The organism is Enterobacter sp. LM3 (assembly GCF_046622475.1).
Taxonomy (GTDB): Bacteria; Pseudomonadota; Gammaproteobacteria; order Enterobacterales; family Enterobacteriaceae; genus Enterobacter; species Enterobacter cloacae_P.
This window is the reverse complement of sequence record NZ_JBJURN010000008.1, coordinates 155298-177939: the sequence shown is the minus strand read 5'-3', so window position 1 is coordinate 177939 and position 22642 is coordinate 155298. Positions and strand designations below refer to the sequence as shown.

Sequence of the window (22642 nt, the reverse complement as noted above, 5' to 3'; positions counted from 1 at the left end):
ACAACGGAGGGTTAACACCTGCCGAGATGGAAAGACAAAGAACCTCAGGTCGTGTCCAAATTAAGTAGACCACTTCATGCCCGACCCGAAGCCGGAAGGAATAAGCTGAGGGTACCGCGAAGCGGCGATTTTCTTTGCCGGGAGACGGGATTGTTAAGGGGGCGCGATAGCCCCCTTAACACGTTCACCGCAGCGGATTATGCAGGTAGCAGAATGTCTGAGTGAACGGAACGATACCACTGAAATAACAAAGTACTCTGGTGTCGCTTAACTGACTGGTATTAGATCATCTGATCCCTTTTTTTATGCCGTCCGCTTAACAGGAGCCATCAGGCTGGCATTGATTTACGGATCGCGCTGAGCAGCGTTTGTGCGCCTGATGAGAGTGGGGCATCTACCCGGGTGAGGATCCCAATAGGTTCACCCGCCCCCGGCGATGTGACCGGCAGTGCTGTTAGTGTACCCCGGCGTAAATCGTCTTTTACCGCGCCGGAAGGCACGAACCAGACGTAGTCAAAATCTACGGTGAGCTGGCGTGAAAGAGAGGCCGACAGCGTTTCAATACAACCGGAAGGTAGTTTGCAGCCCTGCATCTCTAATAACGCCTCGGCGTTCTGGCGCGGAACTGTACCTTTTGGTGACACCACTACAGGCCACTCCATGACGCGGCTTAAGGTGACGGTGTCCTGCAGCAACGGGTGGTTGGGACGCACGACCAGCTTCAGTGATTCCAGGAACAGCAGTTCGTAATTAAGCCCCCCCATCAGTTCAGGATCGGACATGCGCCCAATGCCGAGATCCAGCTCACCGGATTTCAGCCCCGCGAGCAGCATGGTGTTATTCATGGTCGCGACCTGGATCGTCGTATGCTTTTGCTGCTTGTGGAACTGACCAATAACGGCAGGCAAAATCCCCAGCGCAGCCGTAGGCAGAGCGCCAACGCGCACAATCTCGCTGGCGTGCTCCTCTTTACGGTTCAACGCCTGACCTGCGGTGTTGAGAGCATCCAGAACCTTGACGGCGTGCGTCAGGAATTGTTCCCCCACAAGCGTAAGTTGTGCGCCCAGGCGACCACGATCGAAAAGCCGGGTTCCGGTGAGTTGTTCCAGCTCGTTTAGCGTTTTTGAGAGGGCGGGCTGGCTAAGGTTAAGAGTTTCAGCCGCTCGCCCCAGCGTTCCCTGTTGAGCGACGGCCACAAATGTATGCAAATGGCGCAAGCGTATGCGCTGACTGAACAGACCATTTTTTTCCATAGGCGATGTTAAAAACAGAGCGGTGCGGGTGACAAGTTAAGTTGTTTAATTTTGATAACCTGATAGCAAAATATTTTTAACATTTGATCTATTTGAGTTACAAGCTGTTTTTCGCGCCGCGCAATTTTCCCTCATGAGCCAGGGTTCTGAGTTTGTTCCGGAAAGAGCAGGCTTTAACCACTCGCCTGTCCAGATCACAAATCGTAAATTCTTCCCGCCAGAAAGAACGGGCTTCTCTACACTCCAGGTAATATTCACTGGAGGCATGACATCATGGCGAACACCATCACGGCTGATGATATTCGGGAACACTTTTCGCAGGCTATGTCGGCGATGTACCAGCAGGAAGTTCCGCAGTACGGCACATTGCTTGAACTGGTTGCGGACGTAAACCTGGCGGTTCTGGAAAATAACCCGCTCTTACATGAACAACTGGCGAACTCAGATGAACTGGCGCGTCTGAATGTTGAGCGCCACGGTGCGATCCGTGTCGGTACTGCGCTTGAACTTTCAACATTACGTCGCATGTTTGCCATTATGGGCATGTACCCGGTCAGCTATTACGACCTCTCCCAGGCAGGGGTTCCCGTCCACTCGACGGCGTTCCGGCCGGTGGAGGATGCAGCACTTTGCCGTAATCCATTTCGTATTTTCACATCGCTGCTACGTCTTGAGTTGATTGAAAATGTCGCCCTGCGCGAACGGGCGGCGGAGATCCTCTCACGGCGAAACATCTTCACGCCACGCTGTCTGGAACTTATTGAACTGCATGAATCAACCGGGCAGTTCACCGACGCACAGGCGCGTGAGTTTGTTCAGGAAGCACTGGAAACCTTCCGCTGGCACCGCCATGCGACGGTCGATCAGGAAACCTACCTGGCACTGCATAATGAACACCGCCTGATTGCCGACGTGGTCTGTTTCCCCGGTTGCCACATCAACCATCTCACACCGCGCACGCTGGATATCGACCGGGTGCAGGAGCTGATGCCGAAGTACGGTATTGAGCCAAAAATTTTGATTGAAGGGCCGCCGCGTCGAGAGGTGCCAGTTTTGCTACGCCAGACCAGCTTTAAAGCGCTGGAGGAACCGGTGTTCTTTGCCGGGGAACATAAAGGCACCCATACCGCCCGGTTTGGTGAAATTGAGCAGCGCGGCGTCGCACTCACGCCGAAAGGCCGCGAACTGTACGATAGTTTGCTCGGGCAGGCCGGGACGGGCAAAGACAACCTGACGCACCAGCTGCATTTGCAGGATATCTTTAGCGCTTTCCCGGACAGCGAAATGTTAATGCGCCGTCAGGAGCTGGCGTATTTCCGCTATCGCCTGACACCCGCAGGGGAAGCGCATCGCCATGCGTTTCGCCCGGGCGACGATCCGCAGCCACTGATTGAGCGCGGGTGGGTGGTCGCACAGCCGATCACCTACGAAGATTTTCTGCCGGTCAGTGCAGCAGGGATTTTTCAGTCGAACCTCGGCAATGAAACTCAGGCGCGAAGCCATGGTAATGCCAGCCGCGAGGCTTTTGAAGCGGCGCTGGGAAGCCCGGTCTATGACGAGTTTACCCTTTACCAGGAGGCGGAAACACGCAGCAAACAGCGTTGCGGTTTACTCTGAAATCGTTACTCTGCTGGGGTGTGATGGAAAAAGAAGGTGGTTATGAAAAATTCCTCCGCCCCCGTGGCTGAAACGCTGCAGGGCGCTCTGACGGGTTTTACCGATGACAATGTTCACGTCTGGTGCGGCATACCCTATGCTGCACCGCCTGTTGGTCAGTGGCGCTGGCGTTCCCCGCAACCGCCCGAACGCTGGGACGGTGTGCGGCAGGCGACGACGTTTTCTGCCTCAAGCTGGCAAAGCAGTGAGTATTGCCAGGAACTTGGCGGCGGCGATCCCGGTCAATTTTCTGAAGATTGTCTTTACCTCAACGTCTGGTCACCGGCCGTGCGTCCGGCTCCGCTTCCGGTGATGGTCTGGCTGCACGGCGGTGGGTTTACCATCGGCGCGGGTGGGCTTCCACCGTATAACGGCAAAGCGCTGGCAGAACGTGGCGTGGTTGTTGTGACCCTCAATTACCGTCTCGGGCATCTCGGCTTTTTCGCCCATCCTGCGCTGGAGGGAGAAGAAGATCGCGTGGTGCATAATTTCGCGTTGCTCGACCAGATTGCGGCGCTGGGCTGGGTGCGGGACAATATTGCCGCGTTTGGCGGCGATCCGAACAACATCACGCTGTTTGGCGAATCAGCCGGTGCGCGCAGTGTGTTGTCACTGCTGGCATCTCCTCTGGCGGAGGGGGCATTCCATAAAGCGATTGTGCAAAGCGGGTACACGTTACCGGACACGCCGCGCGAGCAGGCAATGCAAAAAGGGGAAGCGCTGGCCACACATTTTGGCCTTGAAAACGCCAGCGCGGAGCAGTTGCGCGCCATTCCGCCAGAGGCGTTCTGGTCTCTGACGGCTCCGCTGAACATTGCCCCTGCGCCGGTGGTGGGAGATTGTGTCCTGCCGGAAGCGATGCTCGATATGTTCTTTGCTGCTCGCCAGCATCCGGTTCCGGTCATGATTGGCTCTAACAGCGATGAGGCCAGCGTGATGGCGGTATTTGGCATCGATCTTGCCGGGCAAATTCAGAAGCTTCGCCGTGAACGACGTTTTGGCCTGGGGTTGATTAAGCTGCTCTATCCGGGTGTGAAGGGGGATGAGGAGCTGGGCAGGCAGGTGTGTCGTGATATGGCTTTCACCACGATGGGATATGTGGTGATGCAGGCTCAGCAACGCGTCGGCGCGCCGTGCTGGCGCTACTGGTTTGATTATGTGGCGGAAGCGGAACATGCGACTTATGTCAACGGTGCCTGGCACGGTAACGAAGTGCCTTATGTTTTTGACACGCTGGGACAGATAGAACCTTCCCGCCAGTATGTCAACGCCCGCGATCTACAGTTTTCTGCAAACGTAGCCGACTACTGGGTAAGCTTTGCACGTGACGCCCACAGTAGCCGTGACATCCTCCCGGGGCCGACGCACTGGCCCGCCTGCCGCAAAGGCCGCGATGTGTTGCTACGTATTGGCGTGAATAAACATGCAGGTTTCAGGCTTGAAAACCGCTTTATGCGCGCCCGCATGAGTCTCTTTAAGCGAGTGATGAAGCACCACGTCAGCCTCGACTGAGCAGGCAGGAACGAAACGCCGCCAGGCCATGTTCGGGGCCTGGCGATTCGCGTAACACCAGCCGATAGCTCGCACCGGTTTTAATGCTCGTCTCAAAAGGCCGCGCCAGCCTTCCGGCGCGGACATCTTCTTCCACCAGTGTCTCGTCGGCGATGGCAATGCCCAGCCCCTGAATGGCAGCAGTAATGGCGAGATCCATCGTATCGAAGTGTTGATTTTTGTGCATGACAAATGTCGGATGCGTCTGTTTCGCCAGCCACAATGACCAGTCAGTCTTATCCCTTGTCGGGTGGAGAAACGTCAGTGACTCCAGCGCCGCCCCCGCCCGCAACGGGCTGAGTACCGGGGTTAAGGCCTCTTCAAACAGCAGATCGCCCGCACTCATGTGGGTGCCGAAAACAATGGCCGCGTCGTAGGATTCGGTTTTGAAATTGACGTTGTGATCGGTGGTCGTGGTTAAGGCGATTTGCAGATCAGGCTGCTCGCGCTCGACCTCCAGCAGACGGGGTACCAGCCAACGCATGGCACAGGTAGGCGCTTTCAGACGGATCACGGTTTGCTGGGCACGGGCCTGCTGGGCCACGGTAAGCAGATGCTCAAAAGCGGATTGCAGCTCCGGAAGCAGGGCACTGCCTTGCGGGGAGAGGCGCAGACCGCGTGAATGACGCTCAAATAAGGGAAAACCAAACCACGCTTCAAGGGCGGCAATTTTGCGGCTCACGGCTCCCTGAGTCAGGCAAAGCTCTCTGGCAGCATGGGTGAGATTAAGGTGACGCGCGGTTTTCAAAAACGCGTCAACCGCATTGAGCGGGAATGAACGGCGCGACATAGAACACCTCAGTTATGCATTTTTCTCATGGCTATTATGACAACAATTCGATTGTCCCGACAACGCACTTATTGTTTGAATAGTTATGCAATATCCACGAGAAGGGACAGATGATGACTTTGAAAACCCCGGTGCAAGCCCGTTCCAAACTGCCTGACGTTGGTACCACCATTTTTACCGTTATCGGTCAGCTCTCTGCCCGACATAACGCCATCAACCTTTCTCAGGGTGCGCCGAATTTTTCCTGCGACCCGAAACTGATAGCCGGCGTGACCCGTGCGATGGAAGCCGGGCATAACCAGTACGCGGCGATGACCGGCCTGCAGCCATTGAAGGAGCGTATCGCGGAAAAAATCGCCACCCTTTACGGCACACAGTATGACCCGGGCAGCGAGGTACTGGTCACGGCCAGCGCCAGTGAAGGGCTTTACTCGGCAATCAGCGGACTGGTGCATCCGGGTGATGAGGTGATTTACTTCGAGCCGTCATTTGACAGCTATGCGCCAATTGTACGCCTGCAGGGGGCCACACCGGTTGCCATCAAGCTGACCGTGCCAGACTTTGCCGTTAACTGGGATGAAGTCCGGGCAGCAATCACCCCGCGAACGCGCATGATCATCATCAACACGCCGCATAACCCGAGTGGCCAGGTGTTTTCAGCGCATGACCTGCAACAGCTGGCGGCGGTGACCCGTAATACCGATATCATTATTTTGTCTGACGAAGTGTATGAACATGTGGTGTTTGACGGTGAACCGCACCACGGGATGGCCACGCACCCGCAACTGGCGGAGCGGAGCGTCATTATCTCATCTTTCGGAAAAACCTATCACGTCACTGGCTGGCGCGTAGGGTATTGTGTTGCGCCAGCGGTACTGATGGACGAAATCTGCAAGGTCCATCAATTTCTGATGTTTTCTGCCGATACCCCCATGCAGCACGCGTTTGCCGAACATATGACCGATCCGCAAACCTGGCTGTCGCTGGCGGCGTTTTATCAGCGTAAGCGCGACCTGCTACAAAATTTGTTGAGTGATTCACCGTTCAGACTGCTGCCGAGTGCCGGTTCATTCTTCCTGCTGGCGGATTACAGCCATTTCAGCGAGGAGAGTGACAGCGACATGGTGAAACGGCTGATTACTGAATACGGTGTTGCCACGATCCCGCTGTCGGCGTTTTATGCTGACGGCACAGATAATAAATTGATCCGTCTCTCTTTTGCGAAAGATGAGGCGACGTTACGGGCAGGTGCCCAGGCCCTGTGTCGGGTTAAACCACGCTAAGTGCCTATCCCATTAGGCTCGAAGGAGTTGTTGATGAAATTACGCGCGTTAGTTGTCGGCATGGGATTGCTGTGTACGTTTTCGTCGTTCGCCGCCACTGAGCTGCGTTACGGGCTGGAAGCGGAATATCCACCGTTTGAGAGCCGTAATGCCTCCGGTGAGCTGGAAGGGTTTGATGTTGAGCTGGGCAAGGCGATTTGCAACGCAGCCGCGCTGAAATGTAGCTGGGTTGAAACATCATTTGATGCGTTGATCCCGGGACTGGCGGCGAAGAAATTTGATGCTATTAACTCGGCGATGAACATCACCGAACAGCGGCGCAAGAGCATTGATTTTACCCAGCCTATCTACCGTATCCCTTCCCAGCTCGTCGGCAAGGCCGGCACGGCGGTTGAGGCGACGCCTGAAGGGCTGAAAGGCAAAACCATCGGCGTGCTGCAGGGCTCGATTCAGGAAACCTATGCTAAAGAGCACTGGGAAAAACACGGTGTCACCGTAGTGTCTTACAAAGATCAGAACATGGCGTGGGGAGATTTGCTGAATGGCCGCATTGATGCCTCGCTGGTGATGTCAGCTGCCGGGCAGGCAGGTTTCCTCAGCAAGCCGCAGGGTAAAGGGTTTGGTTTTATCGGCAAACCGGTGTCTGACGACACGATCCTGGGCAGCGGTATCGGCTTTGGGTTGCGTAAGGGGGATGAGGCTACCCAAAAGCAACTTAATGCCGCAATCGATAAAGTGCGTGCCGACGGCACGATCGCCAGACTCGCTGATAAGTACTTCCCGGGTATCGATGTCAGCGTAAAATAAGCGTCTCGTTTGGTCCCGGCTGTTGATGTCCAGCCGGGACTCTTTTATACCGCGCTTTACATCACTTCCGTGCTGTTCCGGTCGACAGAAAATATTTCTCACTTTGTTCATATAATCACCTGGCAACAATTGGATTCTTAACCGTTTTTGTTTAGGCTGTGCGTTCTTTCTTGCCGTCGTTTCGCCACTCGCGAAATACATTCACACGACCATAAGGACGTTTTTCCAGGCATGAATCGCAGACGTTTTTTAAAAGGCTCGCTGGCAATGGCTGCCCTGAGCGGCACATCTGGCCTTGCTTCTCTGTTTTCCCAGGCGGCATACGCTGCTGACTCTGATATTGCTGACGGTCAGAGCCATCGTTTTGATTTCTCCGTACTGCAATCTATGGCGCATGATCTGGCAAAAACCCCGTGGGGGGGGGCACCGCGTCCGCTACCGGAAACGCTGGCAACCATGACGCCGCAGGCGTACAACGCCATTCGATACGATGAAAAGCAGTCACTGTGGAATAATATTGAAGGCCGTCAGCTTGACGTGCAGTTCTTCCATATGGGGATGGGTTTCCGCCGCCGTGTGCGCATGTTCTCACTGGATCAATCCACGTCCCAGGCGCGTGAGATCCACTTCCGGCCGGAGCTGTTCAGTTACGGTGACACCGGTGTGGATACCAAACAGCTGGAAGGGCAACGCGATCTCGGTTTTGCGGGTTTTCGCGCCTTTAAAGCGCCTGAGCTGGCGCGTCGCGATATCGTCTCATTCCTGGGCGCAAGCTATTTCCGCGCGGTTGACGATACCTACCAGTACGGTCTTTCTGCCCGTGGTCTGGCGGTGGATACCTTTACCGATACGCCGGAAGAGTTTCCTGATTTCACCGCGTTCTGGTTTGAAACCGTCAAACCGGGCGACACCACCTTTACCGTCTATACGCTGCTGGATAGCCCAAGCATCACCGGTGCCTATAAGTTCGTGATCCACTGTGAGAAGAGTCAGGTGATCATGGAGGTGGAAAACCATCTCTATGCGCGTAAGAACATCAAACAGCTGGGCATCGCGCCGATGACCAGTATGTTCAGCTGCGGTAATAACGAACGCCGCATGTGCGACACCATTCACCCACAAATTCATGACTCCGACCGTCTGGCGATGTGGCGTGGTAACGGCGAGTGGATCTGCCGCCCGCTGAACAACCCGCAGAAACTGCAGTTCAATGCCTATGTCGACAAAAATCCGAAAGGGTTTGGTTTGCTGCAGCTTGACCGTGATTTCTCCCACTATCAGGACATCATGGGCTGGTATAACAAACGCCCAAGCCTGTGGGTTGAGCCGCGCAACAACTGGGGCAAAGGCGCAGTTGGCCTGATGGAGATCCCGACCACGGGTGAAACGCTGGATAACGTGGTGTGCTTCTGGCAGCCGGAGAAACCAGTGGAAGCAGGCGATGAGCTGGACTTCAAATATCGTCTTTACTGGAGCGCGCAGCCACCTGTGCGTTCCCCGCTGGCGAATGTCTACGCGACCCGTACCGGTATGGGCGGTTTCCCGGAAGGCTGGGCACCTGGTGAAAACTATCCGAAAGTGTGGGCCCGTCGCTTTGCTATCGACTTCGTCGGTGGCGATCTGAAGGCCGCCGCGCCGAAAGGGATTGAACCGGTGATCACGCTTTCCAGTGGTGAAGCGAAGCAGATTGAGATCCTCTACGTCGAGCCGTTTGACGGGTATCGCATTCTGTTTGACTGGTACCCAACGTCTGATTCAACAGATCCGGTGGATATGCGTCTGTTCCTGCGCTGCCAGGGGGAGGCTATCAGCGAAACCTGGTTGTATCAGTACTTCCCGCCTGCGCCGGATAAACGTCACTACGTTGACGACCGGGTTATGCGTTAATCGGGTGGAAATCTGCCGGGTGGCGCTATGCTAACCCGGCATACAACAACTTCGCTATAAAGCCCCCAGTAACGGCGTGCGGGTGATCCGCTGATTGCCGTTAATCACTTTTTCACCGCGCAGGTGAATATTTTCGCCCGCAAAAGCCTCAATGACCACATCGTCGGTAACATCCACCCGGTGCTCAATTAACACATCACCACTGATCCGTGCGCGTCCCTGAATGACAACCCGGTCGTCAAGCATGATTGGCCCGCCGCGTAACCACGCCTGGCCGCCGATCAGCACATGGTGCTTAATGATGCAGTTGCCTTCGACCACCGCATTCTCCGCCACCTGAGAGCTGTAGCGCACGGTAGGAATGGCATCCTCGCCAAAACCGGCAATCAGACGCGCATTGCCATACACTTTCGCACAGTCGCAAACCCAGACGTTATTGAGATCGTTGCCCTCGAGAATGGCATTGTCGAACACTTCGGCGCGGTGCTCAATAAACGCATAATTCACCAGCGCCTCGCCGTAGATTTGCGCCTGATGCACAACGTGCGATCGGCTCACGGTGGCTTTATCGTAGATTTTAAGGATCTGCTCGTGGTCAGGCGTAAGCCCTTTGGCCGCAATAACCATGCTGTTGTGAAGCACGCGGGCATCGCCGTAAATATGGCATTCGCCACGCACGCTGGAATGCTGAATGGTGACGTTGTCACTTATTTGCGCCCCATGACTGACCTGAGCGCCATCCAGCCAGCTGTTACCGCCAATACGGGCGTGATGGCTAACGACGCAAGGCAGGGTAAGACGGGCATTATCAGACACAGTGGCTTCGGCAAACACCACGCTGTTTTCGTCGTAGATCCAGCAGTGCCCCTCTTGTGCGAGGGCGCTCTCATCGTCAATCCAGCCGCCTTTTGTCCCGCTGACAATGTCGTTAAAATCAGCGGTGGCGATAATTTGTCGCAGGGTGGTCGAGCGCTTTGTCTCACCGTTTTGCCATTGCCAGAGTCGGGTTTCGTCGCTAAGCCGGTACTTTTTCATGATGTTATCTCTGATAAGCGTCTTAACTAAACGTAGCAAACTTTCGGCTTTGCGAAGTGCTGGCATCCGCTGCGGAAACCCCTTAAAATGGCATTTAAAATACATTTTAAAATTTAAAATAAATGCATAAAAGTAACAAAGCTCAACAAGTCCTTAACTTACCCGCGGGCTACTTTGGTATGGTGCTGGGAACCATTGGTATGGGCTTCGCCTGGCGTTACGCCAGTACTATCTGGCCGGTGACGTGCTGGCCGGGAGAGTGTCTGGTTGCCCTGGCAGTGGGGATCTGGTTTTTGCTGACAGTGGCATTTATCACCCGCGCGATCCGTTTTCCGCACAGCGTACTGGCGGAAATGCGTCATCCGGTAATGAGCAGTTTTGTCAGCCTTTTTCCCGCCACGACCATGCTGGTGGCTATCGGTTTTGTTCCCTGGTTGCGCCCGGTCTCGCTGGGATTGTTCAGCGTAGGGGTGGTGGTTCAGCTCTCATATTCTGCCTGGCAAAGCGCCGGGTTATGGCGCGGTAAACACCCGGAAGAGGCCACAACGCCCGGGTTATATCTGCCTACGGTCGCGAACAACTTTATTAGCGCGATGGCCTGTGGCGCGCTGGGGTTCAATGATGCGGGATTAGTCTTCCTGGGGGCGGGGATTTTTTCCTGGCTCAGCCTCGAACCAGTGATTTTACAACGCCTGCGCAGCGCCGGGGAGCTACCTTCGGCGCTACGTACCTCATTGGGTATTCAACTGGCTCCCGCGCTGGTGGCCTGTAGTGCCTGGTTTAGCGTCAACGGCGGTGAGGCGGATACCCTGGCCAAAATGCTGTTCGGCTACGGCCTGTTGCAACTGCTGTTTATGCTGCGCCTGATGCCGTGGTATCTGTCCCAGCCCTTTAACGCCTCTTTCTGGAGCTTCTCGTTCGGCGTTTCAGCGCTGGCGACCACCGGGTTACATCTGGGACAGAGCAGCCCGTCGGGTTTCTTCCACGTTATTGCGCTCCCCCTGTTTATTTTCACCAACGTCATCATTGTGATGCTGTTGGTTCGTACATTTATCTTGCTGATGCAGGGCAAACTTCTGGTGCGCACTGATAAGGCTCTGCTTATGCCATCTGAGGAAAAATAATGACTGTTGCTGAGAATATCTTCACCGAAAAATATGGTCTGACCCGTACGCACTCTGAGGTGCTGTACAGCGCGAAAATCGTTAAGCCGGGTAATACGCTCGATCTCGGGTGTGGTAATGGGCGTAACAGTCTCTGGCTTGCCGCCAACGGTTACGATGTGACGGCGTGGGATAAAAACCCAATGAGCATTGATACCATCGAGCGTATTAAAGCGGCGGAAGGGATCGAAAACCTGCAGACGGCGATCAAAGATCTCAACAGCCTGAGCTTTGACGGAGAGTACGATTTTATTCTTTCCACCGTGGTACTGATGTTCCTGGAAGCGAAAACCATTCCTGGCCTCATCACCAATATGCAGCGTTGCACCAGACCGGGCGGTTACAACCTGATTGTGGCTGCAATGGATACGGTGGATTATCCGTGCACCGTCGGTTTTCCGTTTGCTTTTAAAACCGGAGAATTGAGCAATTACTATGCTGGCTGGGAGTTGCTTAAATATAACGAGGAAGTCGGGGAGCTGCACCGCACTGACGCAAACGGAAACCGCATCAAGCTGCGTTTTGCCACCATGCTGGCGCGCAAAAACGCGTAACGGGTTTATGTTCGGGCAGTCTTTTTGCTATTTGTGCTATCAGTATCATTTTTTGCCACAACAAACCCACACATCTTTTGCTATAACTTCAAGTGCATACTTGCAGATAACATGGAATACCATCATGCGTACTCAAACTTTTTATAAAGTTGCAGTGCTTACTGGTCTGTTGGCGTTGGCGGGTTGTTCTTCAAAAGTAGCAGCCCCCGAACAATACTCAGGCTTTTTAAAAGACTATTCTGGCTTGAAGGAAACCACTTCCGCGACGGGTAAACCAACATTGCGTTGGGTTGATCCGTCCTATAAGGAAGCGAATTATGACAGTATTGTCTGGAACCCGATTACCTATTATCCGGTACCAAAACCGACAACACAGATTGGTCAAAAAACGCTGGATGAGCTGCTGACATATACCAATACCAAAATGAAAACGGCGATTGGTCAACGTAAGCCGATTGTGGCAACGCCGGGCAAACATAGCCTGATCTTCCGTGGGGCAATCACCGGGGTGAGTTCACAGAAAGAAGGCCTGCAGTTCTATGAAGTCGTACCTGTTGCGCTGGTTGTTGCGGGTACGCAGATGGCAACCGGCCACCGCACGATGGATACCCACCTCTACTTTGAAGGTGAGTTAATTGATGCAGCGACCAACAAGCCTGTGATGAAGGTCGTTCGTAAAGGTGAGGGTAAAGAACTGGCTAACGAAAATACGCCAATGGGCTTTGCGACGCTGAAACAGGTTGTTGATGACATGGCAACGGATGCGACCATGTTTGATGTGCATAAAACGGCAAAATAATAAAAATGGCCTGCAATGTAGCAGGCCATTTTTTTACGCCGTACGCAGACGGCGGAACCAGGTTTCCGGCTTCGTGAACATCACCATATTCCCGCCAAGAATCAACAGCAGGCCGATAATTCCATTGATGTGCCACTCGTATCCCTCGTAAACCGTTGAGATAGACAGCGCGACCAGCGGGAACAGCAGGGTGCTGTAAGCCGCTTTGCCCGGGCCGATACGCCCCACCAGCGTAAAGTATGCCCCGAACGCAATCACCGAGCCAAAGATCGCCAGATAGAGCAGCGCACCGATGTAACTCACGTTCCACTCAGGCATAAAGTTGTCGCCGCGCAAGAGTGCAATCAGCCCCATCACCAGTGTGCCGTAGAGCATTGCCCAGGCGTTGGTGGTCATGGTTTCAAGCCCGTTTCGCTGGTGGCGAAGGCTTATCATGTTGCCCAGCGAGAACCCATAGGTGCCGAGGGCAGAAAGACCAATACCGGTAAGCAGTGAGGCGCTCCAGCCGCTTGCCAGCAGGTCGTTCCAGAAGAGCGTGATGATCCCCACCAGACCCAGCGTTGCTGCCGTCCAGAAGCGGGCAGGAGGACGTTGTCCAAAGAAGATAAAGCTGTTGATGGCGTTATAGAGTACCGCCATAGAGAAAATCACCGACTCCAGCCCGGTATTGATGTGCGCAGCCGCGGTGTAAAAGCACCAGAAATTGAAGCAGAAAACGCAGCATCCCTGAACAACACAAAAGAGGTGATCCCGCAGTGACAGCTTGCGTAAACGGCGAAGGGCGGTTAATACGATCATCATCGTGGCGCAGGCCACGGCGAAGCGCCAGAATATCGACACAGGAGCAGCAACCGTGCCCTGTTGCAGAAAAATGGCAATCCAGGTTGTTCCCCAGATAACCACCACCAGCCCATACAGTATTGCGTTCATTGTTTCTCTCTTCTCAAACCGCGGAAACCCTCAGTGTGGCGACATTGACTCTGCGTGGCTTTCACCGGCTTGCGGTGGACTTGCAAATTCTTGCGCTTTTTTATCGCGTCAGATCTGGCAACGGGGAGCAACAATTCTTAGACTTGAGTTCTGATTAATGACTTGTTAACGGCTATGTCTCGCGCTTACGACACCTTTGAAACGCTACGCCAACAGAATGCAGTGCTGCGGGAAACCGTTGCGCTTAACTCTGGCATTCAGCTGGCGGCCTGGTACAACAAGCACGATACGATAACGGTCAAAAGCGATCATCACACGCTCAGCCTGTACGTGGCAGACGGCTACGAAAGCTATCAAAAAACGCCGGGTGGCTGGAAGAATGGGGGTGGCCCGGATCGTTTTTGTCTGATGCCGAAAGAAAGCGAATCCACGTGGGATATCCGCGACGATTTGTCGTTCGTCCATCTCTACTGTACTGATGAGCACCTGCGCGATGTCGGCGAGAAAATCTGGGATCGGCGGCCAGTGTCGTTGACGCTGGATGAAAAGATCTTCGGCAGCGACCCGAAAATCACCGCGCTCTACCGCCAGTTTTTGCTTGGCTGTGACTGGCAGCAAAAGGCCAATCAGCTGACGCTGAGCACGGCATCTACGCTGTTACTGACCCACCTGTTGCAGAATTACGCCAGCGTGCAGTGGAAGTTGCCGGTAGTCACCGGCGGGCTGTCGCCGTTTGTGCTGCGAAATGTGCTCGCGTTTATTGAAGAGAACCTTTCTGAGCCGCTGACGCTTGCGGAACTGGCCGATCAGGCTGCGCTGAGCGAATATCACTTCGCCAGAATGTTCCGCCAGTCGATGGGGCAAGCACCGCATCAGTACGTGATGCTGCGGCGAATGGAGAAGGCCAAAGTGCTGGTGCAGCACACGGCGAAGCCACTCACAGAGATTGCGCTGGCCTGCGGATTTAACTCTGCAAGCCACTTCAGTAACCGTTTTCGCAGCGTGATGGGGATGACCCCGTCGCAATTACGCACGGCGAACGTGTGAAAACACGGCATAGCACAACCCACCGAGTACCAGCCCCCAGAATGCCGAGCCAATACCCAGGATAGTCACACCGCTGGCGGTCATCAGAAACGTGACAATCGCCGCGTCACGCTCAGTAACGTTATGCAATGCCTGATATAAGCTCCCGCTGATGGTGCCCAGCAGCGCCAGCCCAGCCAGCGTCTGGATCCAGCTCAGCGGCAGGGCGGCCATCAACCCGGTAATGGACCCCCCGAAAATACCCGCCAGCAGGTAAAAAACGCCCGCCGCAATGGCCGCCAGCCAGCGTTTTCCGGCATCCGGGTGGGCATCCGGACTCTGGCAAATCGCGGCGGTAATGGCCGCAATACAGATGGAATAGACGCCAAAGGGTGACAGCAGCAACGCCAGCCCGCCGGTGAAGATCATCAGCGGTGATACCGCCAGCGGATAGCCAGATGCCTTCATCGTGGCGAATCCGGGGGCATTTTGCGAGGCCATCGTCACCAGAAAGAAGGGTAAGCCAATGCTCACCAGACTGGTGAGGGTAAATGTCGGGGCGATAAACTGCGGCATCACAACAGATAATGTCACATTATTTGTGACAACGTCACCTCCAGACCATGCCACGATCCCGCCTGTCAGCAGAGTCGCAACAATGGCATACCGTGGTGCACGCGCTTTGGCAATTATCCATGCCGCCAGCATGCTGCCGCACAGCAGAAAATGTCCTTCAAGATGGCTAAACGCCTGCAACCCAAAGCGCAACAACACACCTGCCAGCATGGCGGCGGCCAGTGAATGTGGGATGAGTTTCATCAGGCGCGCAAATAATCCGGTGACGCCACACAGCAGAATGAGCGCATTGGCAAAGATAAACACGCCGATGGTTTCGGCAAGCGTTACTCCGTGCAGGCTGGTGGCTAACAGCGCTGCGCCGGGCGTTGACCAGGCGGTGAGGACTGGCGCTTTATACCACCATGACAGTGCCAGCGTACTGACTCCCATACCGATCCCAAGCGCGGTCATCCACCCGGCGACCTGGTGGGCATTTGCCCCAGCCGCGGCGGCGGCTTGCCAGATGATGGCGGCTGAACTGGCATATCCCACCAGAACCGCAACAAAGCCGGCAAGAACGGCCGGAAAGAGAGAAGTCGAACTGCGCATAAAAACTCCGTTGTGCGTTATAACGTCCACCGGAAGATAACACTGTGCGCTATAACGCACAAGTGCTATACTGACCCGCACCGGGAGGGAAATATGGAAATTACACAACATCTTGCTACTACACTGAAAATACAGCGCCAGGCGAGGGGCTGGAGCCTGTCGAAGCTGTCGGAAGAGACGGGCGTTTCAAAAGCGATGCTGGGGCAAATTGAGCGCAATGAATCCAGCCCGACGGTATCCACGCTATGGAAAATTGCCACCGGGTTGAATGTCCCGTTTTCCGCATTTATTACGCCGGAGGCGGACAGGCAGGCCATCTTTGACCCGCAGCAGCAGGCGATGGTGGTGAAACCCTTATTCCCGTGGGATGAAACGCTGAAATTCGATCATTTCTCGATCACACTGGCACCGGGTGCCCTGAGCGAGTCCACGCCGCACGAGGCTGGCGTGATTGAACATGTGGTGGTGATAAGTGGCGAGCTGGAGATGAATATCGAGGGTGTATGGCGCACAATTTATGCCGATTCAGGTGTACGTTTCGCCGGCGATAAACCACATGCGTACCGCAACAGCAGCGCCCGGACGGTGCATTTTCACTCCCTCATTCATTATCCCCGCTGAAGCAACGCAAAACTGTTTCGCTGTTGCATACTTCTGACTACAATAGCCGCCATTTTGACCATAACGGATAACGACGAAGTATGCGCCTGCAATCCCATCATCTTGAACTTTTAAGCCCGGCCCGCGACGCCGCCATTGCCCGTGAAGCGATCCTTCACGGCGCGGATGCGGTCTACATCGGTGGCCCTGGCTTCGGTGCCCGCCATAACGCCAGCAACAGTCTGAGCGACATTGCTGAGCTGGTACCGTTCGCCCATCGCTTTGGGGCGAAGGTGTTCGTGACCCTGAACACCATTCTTCATGATGATGAACTGGAACCTGCACAACGTCTGATAACCGATCTCTATCAGGCCGGGGTCGATGCCCTGATCGTCCAGGACATGGGCGTGCTGGAGCTGGATATCCCGCCGATTGAGCTGCACGCCAGTACCCAGTGTGATATCCGCACGGTAGAGAAGGCGAAGTTTCTCTCCGACGCCGGTTTTTCTCAGATTGTGCTGGCGCGTGAGCTGAACCTGAACCAGATCCGCGACATTCACCAGACGACGGACGCGACCATTGAGTTCTTTATCCACGGTGCGCTCTGCGTGGCCTATTCCGGGCAGTGTAATATTTCCCATGCCCAGACTGGCCGCAGTGCTAACCGGGGCGACTGCTCGCAGGCTTGCCGCCTGCCGTATACCCTGAAAGACGATCAGGGGCGCGTTGTGGCGTTCGAAAAGCACCTGCTTTCCATGAAGGATAACGATCAGACCGCCAACCTGGGCGCGCTGATAGACGCAGGCGTACGCTCCTTCAAGATTGAAGGGCGTTACAAAGACATGAGCTATGTGAAGAACATTACCGCGCATTATCGCCAGATGCTGGATGCCATCATTGACGATCGCGGTGATCTGGCGCGTGCCTCTGCTGGTCGCACCGAGCATTTCTTTATTCCGTCGACGGACAAGACTTTCCATCGCGGCAGCACCGACTACTTTGTGAATGCCCGTAAAGGTGACATCGGTGCATTTGATTCACCGAAGTTTATCGGTTTGCCGGTAGGTGAAGTGCTGAAAGTGGCGAAAGATCACCTGGACGTTGAGGTCACTGAACCCCTGGCGAACGGTGACGGGCTGAACGTGATGATTAAGCGTGAAGTGGTGGGTTTCCGCGCCAATACGGTAGAAAAAACCGGGGAAAATCGCTATCGCGTGTGGCCGAATGAAATGCCGGCCGATCTCTACAAAGCACGTCCGAACGCAGCGCTGAACCGCAACCTTGACCACAACTGGCAGCAGGCGCTGCTGAAAACGTCCAGCGAACGCCGCATTGCGGTGGATATCGAGCTGGGTGGCTGGGAAGAACAGCTGATCCTGACCATGACCTGCGAAGACGGCATCAGCGTGACGCATACCCTCGACGGCATGTTTGAGGTGGCGAACAATGCGGAAAAAGCGCTCAACAGCCTCAGAGACGGCGTGGCAAAACTGGGACAGACGCTCTATTACGCGCGCAATATCGACGTCACTCTGCCGGATGCTCTGTTTGTCCCTAACAGCCTGTTAAACCAGTTCCGCCGTGAAACGGCAGAGATGCTGGATGATGCGCGTCTGGCAAACTATCCGCGTGGCAGTCGCAAGGCCGAAGCTGTGCCCGCGCCGGTTTACCCTGACACGCACTTATCTTTCCTGGCGAACGTCTATAACCATAAAGCGCGTGAATTTTATCATCGGCACGGTGTTCAGCTGATTGATGCGGCTTATGAAGCGCATGAAGAGAAGGGCGATGTGCCGGTGATGATCACCAAGCACTGCCTGCGTTTTGCATTTAACCTGTGTCCAAAACAGGCAAAAGGCAATATTAAGAGCTGGAAAGCCACGCCAATGCAGCTGGTCAATGGCGACGAAGTGCTGACGCTTAAATTTGATTGCCGTCCGTGTGAAATGCATGTGATTGGCAAGATGAAAAACCATATTTTCAAAATGCCACAACCCGGCAGCGTTGTGGCGTCCGTTAGCCCGGAAGAGCTGATGAAAACCCTGCCAAAGCGTAAAGGCAGCTAATTAGCGAAAGTGAGTGTCTGGTTTGCGCGATTTTTGCCACTGGTGGTGTTCGCGCAAACCTTCCGCTGACTCTTCTGCCACGCTGCGTAATTCATCGCTGTCGGCTTCATGACGAAGCTGATGTTCAACATTCTTCACCCACAGATATTCATGCCCTTTGTGCCCCGCCATGAGCTGACCTGAAAATAGTGCGCAGACCAGCACGATCAGTGTTAACCCTTTTCTAAACATTATTTCACCATTTGATGACAACGCACGGCTATCATGATGATATTTTCATAGAGTTATGATTCGGATATTCAAATTAGCGCAAAGTGAATGTCAGTTTCTGTTGCAGGAATAATAACCATAATAAAAGTGAAACATATTCATTCTGAGTCTTTTCTGCTCAGTTAATAACTGTCAGATATAAATGGCAAAAAATGGGAAAAGTAGGAATTCGGACATTATCTGAATGTGACAAGGATAATGACTCAAAGCCGTATAGCTGCCATTTATGGTGTAGAAATAACGCTTAATAATCGAGAAAATTCCTATATAATGGATTTTTCAGGCTAAGGAATAGGTCATAATTGAATGAAAAAAATATACACAGCCGCGCTTCTGATGGCCGCTGTAGGGGTAACAGCGTGTGTGAGCTATGCCTGGAATGATAAACCGGATTACATTCAATCCGCTGAAGTCCGTGTAACGTCATATTTAACCAGCGATTACGGGAAAACTGCCTGTAATAGCACCAAAATTAACGAACAGCACTGGGAGTTGGGTTGTGTTAACAAGGTGAAGGGAAAAACCTTCCAGTATGCCGTTTATTCTGCCAGTCAGGCACCGTATGCGGTATCCCGCCCGTTCTATCTTGAAGCTATCAATGATAATGCCAAACAGAGTGCGGAACAGGGGCTGATGCGCTACCTGCAAATTAATACCAAAGCGGCGGGTTAAGATGTTGTTTACTCTTCGTTGAAACTGTGGATGGTAGGGTGTTCTCGATCCGCTGCCCGGCCTTGAATGTCGGGACGTAGAGACCAAAATACAAATCTATCCATGCAAGCATTTACCGCCCGATGTGGCGGTTTTTTTTTGCCTGTATTCAGAACGTTATTGGTCAGAACGTACAAACTGCTTGCGATACTGAGCCGGAGATAACGCAAAATGCTGGCGGAAATGGTGGCGTAAGGTTGCAGCCTGGCCAAAGCCGGTTTGTTCCGCAATGCTGTCGATACTTAAACGGCTACTTTCCAGGTAATCTTTTGCCCGCAGCAGACGTTCAGTGAGCAGCCAGCGGGCAGGGGTTGTTCCTGTCGCATCCTGGAAACGGCGAAGAAAGGTGCGCTGGCTCATGCCGACCCGGCACGCCAGTGAATCGATGCTGTGGGATTCGGCCAGATGATTATGCAGAAAATCAAACAACTTCCCTAATCGCTGGCTCTCTCGTAGTTGTGCCACCGGGCGGCTGAGTTGCTGCGGCTGTGAGCCATCACGGTGTGGAGGGATGACCAGACGGCGCGCAACGCTGTTGGCGGTTTCCATCCCAAAATCCCGCCGCACAACATGCAAACATAAATCTATGCCTGCCGCGCTGCCTGCGGAAGTCAGGATGTCACCTTCGTCCTGATAAAGTACATCTTCAACCACGCTGATGGCCGGGAACCGGGTCTTAAGTGCTTCAATATAGCGCCAGTGTGTCGTGGCTTTGCGCCCGTTAAGCAGGCCGGAAGCGGCCAGCACAAAGACACCTGAGCAGATGGACAGCAACTGACACCCTCGCGCGCTGGCCTGGCGTAATGCGTCGCAGAGCGCATCGGGAACCGGGGAGTCCAGACCCCGCCAGCCCGGAATGATGATCCGATCCGCAGACGCTAACAGACTGATATCGCCATCGGTCATGATGCGGATCCCGCCCGTCGCCCGAAGTTCACCGGCATCGATGCCTGCCACGGCAAAACGATACCACGCGTCACCCAGTTCAGGGCGCGACAGGCCAAAGATTTCAACGGCCACGCCAAACTCAAAGGTACACAAACCGTCATACGCCAGCACAACCACCAGCGGGCGGGAAACCTGTCTTAAGTTTGTCATCTTTTTGCTGTTTTCTGGCATACACGGGCGCATTCATGGGCTGAATTTGTGGGTAGAGTAGTGTTAACACAAATGCCAAAGATGAGGAAGGATCATGAGCTATGTTACTGAATTTCCGGCTGCAGAGCCGCAGGAAGCCGTCGCGCATTTTCTGTGTCGGCTGAGTGTTGAGACAGATTGTGCCGATGTTCACCATGCTCTGGTGAACCATGAGCAGGACTTTGTTCTGTTGCACGTGGTAGGTAACCCGGAACAATTTGTCCGCCGCCATGTACCCGGTGCTCTGCACTTGCCCTGGAGACAGATAACAGCAGAGCGCATGGCACACTGGCCTGCCGACACGCTGTTTGTGGTTTACTGCGCAGGGCCACACTGTAACGGTGCAGACAGAGCCGCGCTAAAGCTGGCGCGTCTGGGATTACCGGTCAAAATCATGACGGGCGGTATTACTGGCTGGGAAGATGAACAGTTTGAATTTGCCAGCCATACGCTGGTTTCCGCATCGTGACGCTGCGGCACAGCGCTGCATTATAAAAGTGCAACGCTGTACCATCCTGAGTCGTTCCCGTCAGGTTATCTCTTTCTCCCCCTGAAAACAGGCCTCCTCCATTCTGGCATCCTTTTTGCTCTCCTGAAGCTGACGTTTTATTTTCTGCGTCCACGCGGCAACGGACGTTTAGCACAGCTTTCTTTTCAGGAGTGAAAATATGCACCGTCGTACCTTGTTAAAAGCTTTTGCACTGTCGGCCTCCGTGGTCGCGATGGGAATGAGTTTTGGCGTGCAGGCTGCCGATACCATTAAAGTGGGGATCATGCATTCGTTGTCCGGCACGATGGCAATCTCCGAAACGCCCCTGAAAGATGTCGCCCTGATGACCATTGACGAGATCAATGCCAAAGGGGGTGTGCTGGGTAAAAAACTGGAACCGGTGGTGGTTGACCCGGCCTCAAACTGGCCGCTGTTTGCCGAGAAAGCCCGCCAGCTGTTGAGCAAGGACAACGTGGCGGTGGTATTCGGTTGCTGGACGTCAGTATCGCGTAAATCGGTATTGCCGGTATTTGAAGAGCTGAACGGTCTGTTGTTCTACCCGGTGCAATATGAAGGTGAAGAGATGTCACCTAACGTCTTTTATACCGGTGCAGCGCCAAACCAGCAGGCTATTCCGGCGGTGGAGTACCTGATGAGTGAAGATGGTGGCAGCGCAAAACGTTTCTTCCTGTTGGGTACCGATTACGTTTACCCACGAACCACCAACAAGATCCTGCGCGCCTTCCTGCATTCGAAAGGGGTTAAAGACCAGGATATCGAAGAGGTCTACACCCCGTTTGGTCACAGCGACTACCAGACCATCGTTGCCAGTATCAAGAAATTCTCCGCAGGCGGGAAAACGGCGGTGGTGTCGACCATCAACGGGGATTCCAACGTCCCGTTCTATAAAGAGCTGGCTAACCAGGGTCTGAAAGCGACCGATGCGCCGGTGGTGGCCTTCTCCGTGGGAGAAGAAGAATTGCGCGGGATAGACACCAAACCGCTGGTCGGCAATCTGGCAGCATGGAACTACTTTGAATCCGTTGATAACCCAACCAACCAGGCCTTTGTGGCGGATTATAAAGCGTACGCGAAGGCACATAAGCTGCCGAATGCCGATACCGTGGTGACTAATGACCCGATGGAGGCCACTTACGTTGGCATTCACATGTGGGCGCAGGCAGTCGAAAAAGCGGGCTCGACTGATGTAGATAAAGTTCGCGCGGCAATGGCTGGCCAGTCTTTTAAAGCACCGTCAGGCTTCACGCTCACGATGGATGAGACCAACCACCACCTGCATAAGCCGGTCATGATTGGCGAAATCGAAGGTAACGGCCAGTTTAACGTCGTCTGGCAGACTGAACAGCCAGTACGTGCTCAGCCCTGGAGCCCATTCATCGCAGGGAATGACAAAAAACCTGACCAGCCGATGAAAACCGCCAGTAACTAAGTCATTACCGCAGGGAG

At 54.2% G+C, this 22642-nt stretch carries 21 protein-coding genes; 14 read left to right on the top strand and 7 right to left on the bottom strand.

Going from position 1 to position 22642, the window contains the following annotated elements; translation table 11 throughout:
- Nucleotides 1-329: 329 nt before the first annotated feature.
- Nucleotides 330-1253: a LysR substrate-binding domain-containing protein gene (locus ACJ9N4_RS11690; protein WP_182271368.1), complete on the bottom strand. Its 924-nt coding sequence runs from the start codon at nucleotides 1251-1253 to the stop codon at nucleotides 330-332.
- A gap of 273 nt (nucleotides 1254-1526) precedes the next feature.
- Between ACJ9N4_RS11690 and ACJ9N4_RS11685 the strand changes: the two genes are divergently transcribed.
- Both ACJ9N4_RS11685 and ACJ9N4_RS11680 read left to right on the top strand, forming a co-directional pair.
- Nucleotides 1527-2870, top strand: coding sequence for a VOC family protein (locus ACJ9N4_RS11685; protein ID WP_182919986.1), 1344 nt, complete (start codon nucleotides 1527-1529; stop codon nucleotides 2868-2870).
- A 42-nt stretch (nucleotides 2871-2912) separates the two neighbouring features.
- Nucleotides 2913-4421, top strand: coding sequence for a carboxylesterase/lipase family protein (locus ACJ9N4_RS11680; protein WP_182919987.1), 1509 nt, complete (start codon nucleotides 2913-2915; stop codon nucleotides 4419-4421).
- Here ACJ9N4_RS11680 and ACJ9N4_RS11675 read toward each other — a convergent pair.
- A complete protein-coding gene (locus tag ACJ9N4_RS11675; RefSeq protein ID WP_182919988.1) occupies nucleotides 4408-5250 on the bottom strand; it encodes a LysR family transcriptional regulator in 843 nt (280 codons plus the stop codon). The genes ACJ9N4_RS11680 and ACJ9N4_RS11675 overlap by 14 nt on opposite strands.
- Before the next feature lie 113 nt (nucleotides 5251-5363).
- On the opposite strand from ACJ9N4_RS11675, the gene ACJ9N4_RS11670 reads away from it, so the two are divergent.
- From ACJ9N4_RS11670 to ACJ9N4_RS11660, 3 genes are all read left to right on the top strand, one after another.
- Nucleotides 5364-6533 (top strand): pyridoxal phosphate-dependent aminotransferase, encoded by a 1170-nt coding sequence (locus tag ACJ9N4_RS11670; RefSeq protein ID WP_182274510.1) that lies wholly within the window; start codon nucleotides 5364-5366, stop codon nucleotides 6531-6533.
- 33 nt (nucleotides 6534-6566) lie between these two features.
- On the top strand, nucleotides 6567-7340 hold the full coding sequence (locus ACJ9N4_RS11665; protein WP_182271372.1) for a transporter substrate-binding domain-containing protein: 774 nt from the start codon (nucleotides 6567-6569) through the stop codon (nucleotides 7338-7340).
- 231 nt (nucleotides 7341-7571) lie between these two features.
- Nucleotides 7572-9227 carry a glucan biosynthesis protein D gene (locus ACJ9N4_RS11660; RefSeq protein ID WP_411500511.1) on the top strand — a complete coding sequence of 552 codons (1656 nt, stop codon included), beginning with the start codon at nucleotides 7572-7574 and terminating at the stop codon, nucleotides 9225-9227.
- Nucleotides 9228-9281: 54 nt separating this feature from the next.
- Here the strand turns inward: ACJ9N4_RS11660 and ydcK are convergent, their stop codons facing one another.
- Nucleotides 9282-10262, bottom strand: a complete 981-nt coding sequence (gene ydcK, locus ACJ9N4_RS11655) for a YdcK family protein (protein WP_411500510.1) — start codon at nucleotides 10260-10262, stop codon at nucleotides 9282-9284.
- Nucleotides 10263-10384: 122 nt separating this feature from the next.
- On the opposite strand from ydcK, the gene tehA reads away from it, so the two are divergent.
- From tehA to ACJ9N4_RS11640, 3 genes are all read left to right on the top strand, one after another.
- A complete protein-coding gene (gene tehA, locus ACJ9N4_RS11650; protein WP_411500509.1) occupies nucleotides 10385-11386 on the top strand; it encodes a dicarboxylate transporter/tellurite-resistance protein TehA in 1002 nt (333 codons plus the stop codon).
- Nucleotides 11386-11979 carry a tellurite resistance methyltransferase TehB gene (gene tehB / locus ACJ9N4_RS11645; protein ID WP_182271376.1) on the top strand — a complete coding sequence of 198 codons (594 nt, stop codon included), beginning with the start codon at nucleotides 11386-11388 and terminating at the stop codon, nucleotides 11977-11979. Before tehA ends, tehB begins: the two co-directional genes overlap by 1 nt.
- Nucleotides 11980-12103: 124 nt before the next feature.
- Complete coding sequence (locus ACJ9N4_RS11640) at nucleotides 12104-12778, top strand: DUF3313 domain-containing protein (protein ID WP_182271377.1); 675 nt, start codon at nucleotides 12104-12106, stop codon at nucleotides 12776-12778.
- Nucleotides 12779-12811: 33 nt separating this feature from the next.
- Here the strand turns inward: ACJ9N4_RS11640 and ACJ9N4_RS11635 are convergent, their stop codons facing one another.
- A complete protein-coding gene (locus ACJ9N4_RS11635; RefSeq protein WP_182271378.1) occupies nucleotides 12812-13708 on the bottom strand; it encodes a DMT family transporter in 897 nt (298 codons plus the stop codon).
- A gap of 174 nt (nucleotides 13709-13882) precedes the next feature.
- Here ACJ9N4_RS11635 and ACJ9N4_RS11630 point away from each other — a divergent pair, with 174 nt between their 5' ends.
- Nucleotides 13883-14755 (top strand): AraC family transcriptional regulator, encoded by an 873-nt coding sequence (locus ACJ9N4_RS11630; protein WP_182271379.1) that lies wholly within the window; start codon nucleotides 13883-13885, stop codon nucleotides 14753-14755.
- On the opposite strand, the gene ACJ9N4_RS11625 is transcribed toward ACJ9N4_RS11630, so the two are convergent.
- Entirely contained in the window at nucleotides 14735-15901 is a 1167-nt protein-coding gene (locus ACJ9N4_RS11625) for a benzoate/H(+) symporter BenE family transporter (protein ID WP_196391280.1), read from the bottom strand. The genes ACJ9N4_RS11630 and ACJ9N4_RS11625 overlap by 21 nt on opposite strands.
- Before the next feature lie 93 nt (nucleotides 15902-15994).
- On the opposite strand from ACJ9N4_RS11625, the gene ACJ9N4_RS11620 reads away from it, so the two are divergent.
- Entirely contained in the window at nucleotides 15995-16522 is a 528-nt protein-coding gene (locus ACJ9N4_RS11620; protein WP_182271381.1) for a helix-turn-helix domain-containing protein, read from the top strand.
- An 80-nt stretch (nucleotides 16523-16602) separates the two neighbouring features.
- Complete coding sequence (locus ACJ9N4_RS11615; RefSeq protein ID WP_182271382.1) at nucleotides 16603-18567, top strand: peptidase U32 family protein; 1965 nt, start codon at nucleotides 16603-16605, stop codon at nucleotides 18565-18567.
- Here the strand turns inward: ACJ9N4_RS11615 and ACJ9N4_RS11610 are convergent, their stop codons facing one another.
- Nucleotides 18568-18798 carry a DUF2554 family protein gene (locus ACJ9N4_RS11610; RefSeq protein WP_182271383.1) on the bottom strand — a complete coding sequence of 77 codons (231 nt, stop codon included), beginning with the start codon at nucleotides 18796-18798 and terminating at the stop codon, nucleotides 18568-18570. It abuts the gene before it with no gap.
- Nucleotides 18799-19143: 345 nt separating this feature from the next.
- Between ACJ9N4_RS11610 and ACJ9N4_RS11605 the strand changes: the two genes are divergently transcribed.
- Nucleotides 19144-19509, top strand: coding sequence for a hypothetical protein (locus ACJ9N4_RS11605; protein ID WP_182918328.1), 366 nt, complete (start codon nucleotides 19144-19146; stop codon nucleotides 19507-19509).
- Nucleotides 19510-19665: 156 nt separating this feature from the next.
- Here the strand turns inward: ACJ9N4_RS11605 and ftrA are convergent, their stop codons facing one another.
- On the bottom strand, nucleotides 19666-20667 hold the full coding sequence (gene ftrA / locus ACJ9N4_RS11600) for a transcriptional regulator FtrA (protein ID WP_182271385.1): 1002 nt from the start codon (nucleotides 20665-20667) through the stop codon (nucleotides 19666-19668).
- Between the two features lie 73 nt (nucleotides 20668-20740).
- On the opposite strand from ftrA, the gene ACJ9N4_RS11595 reads away from it, so the two are divergent.
- Nucleotides 20741-21154 carry a rhodanese-like domain-containing protein gene (locus ACJ9N4_RS11595; RefSeq protein WP_411500508.1) on the top strand — a complete coding sequence of 138 codons (414 nt, stop codon included), beginning with the start codon at nucleotides 20741-20743 and terminating at the stop codon, nucleotides 21152-21154.
- A 199-nt stretch (nucleotides 21155-21353) separates the two neighbouring features.
- Nucleotides 21354-22625 (top strand): urea ABC transporter substrate-binding protein, encoded by a 1272-nt coding sequence (urtA, locus tag ACJ9N4_RS11590; RefSeq protein ID WP_411500507.1) that lies wholly within the window; start codon nucleotides 21354-21356, stop codon nucleotides 22623-22625.
- The last annotated feature ends 17 nt before the right edge of the window (nucleotides 22626-22642 follow it).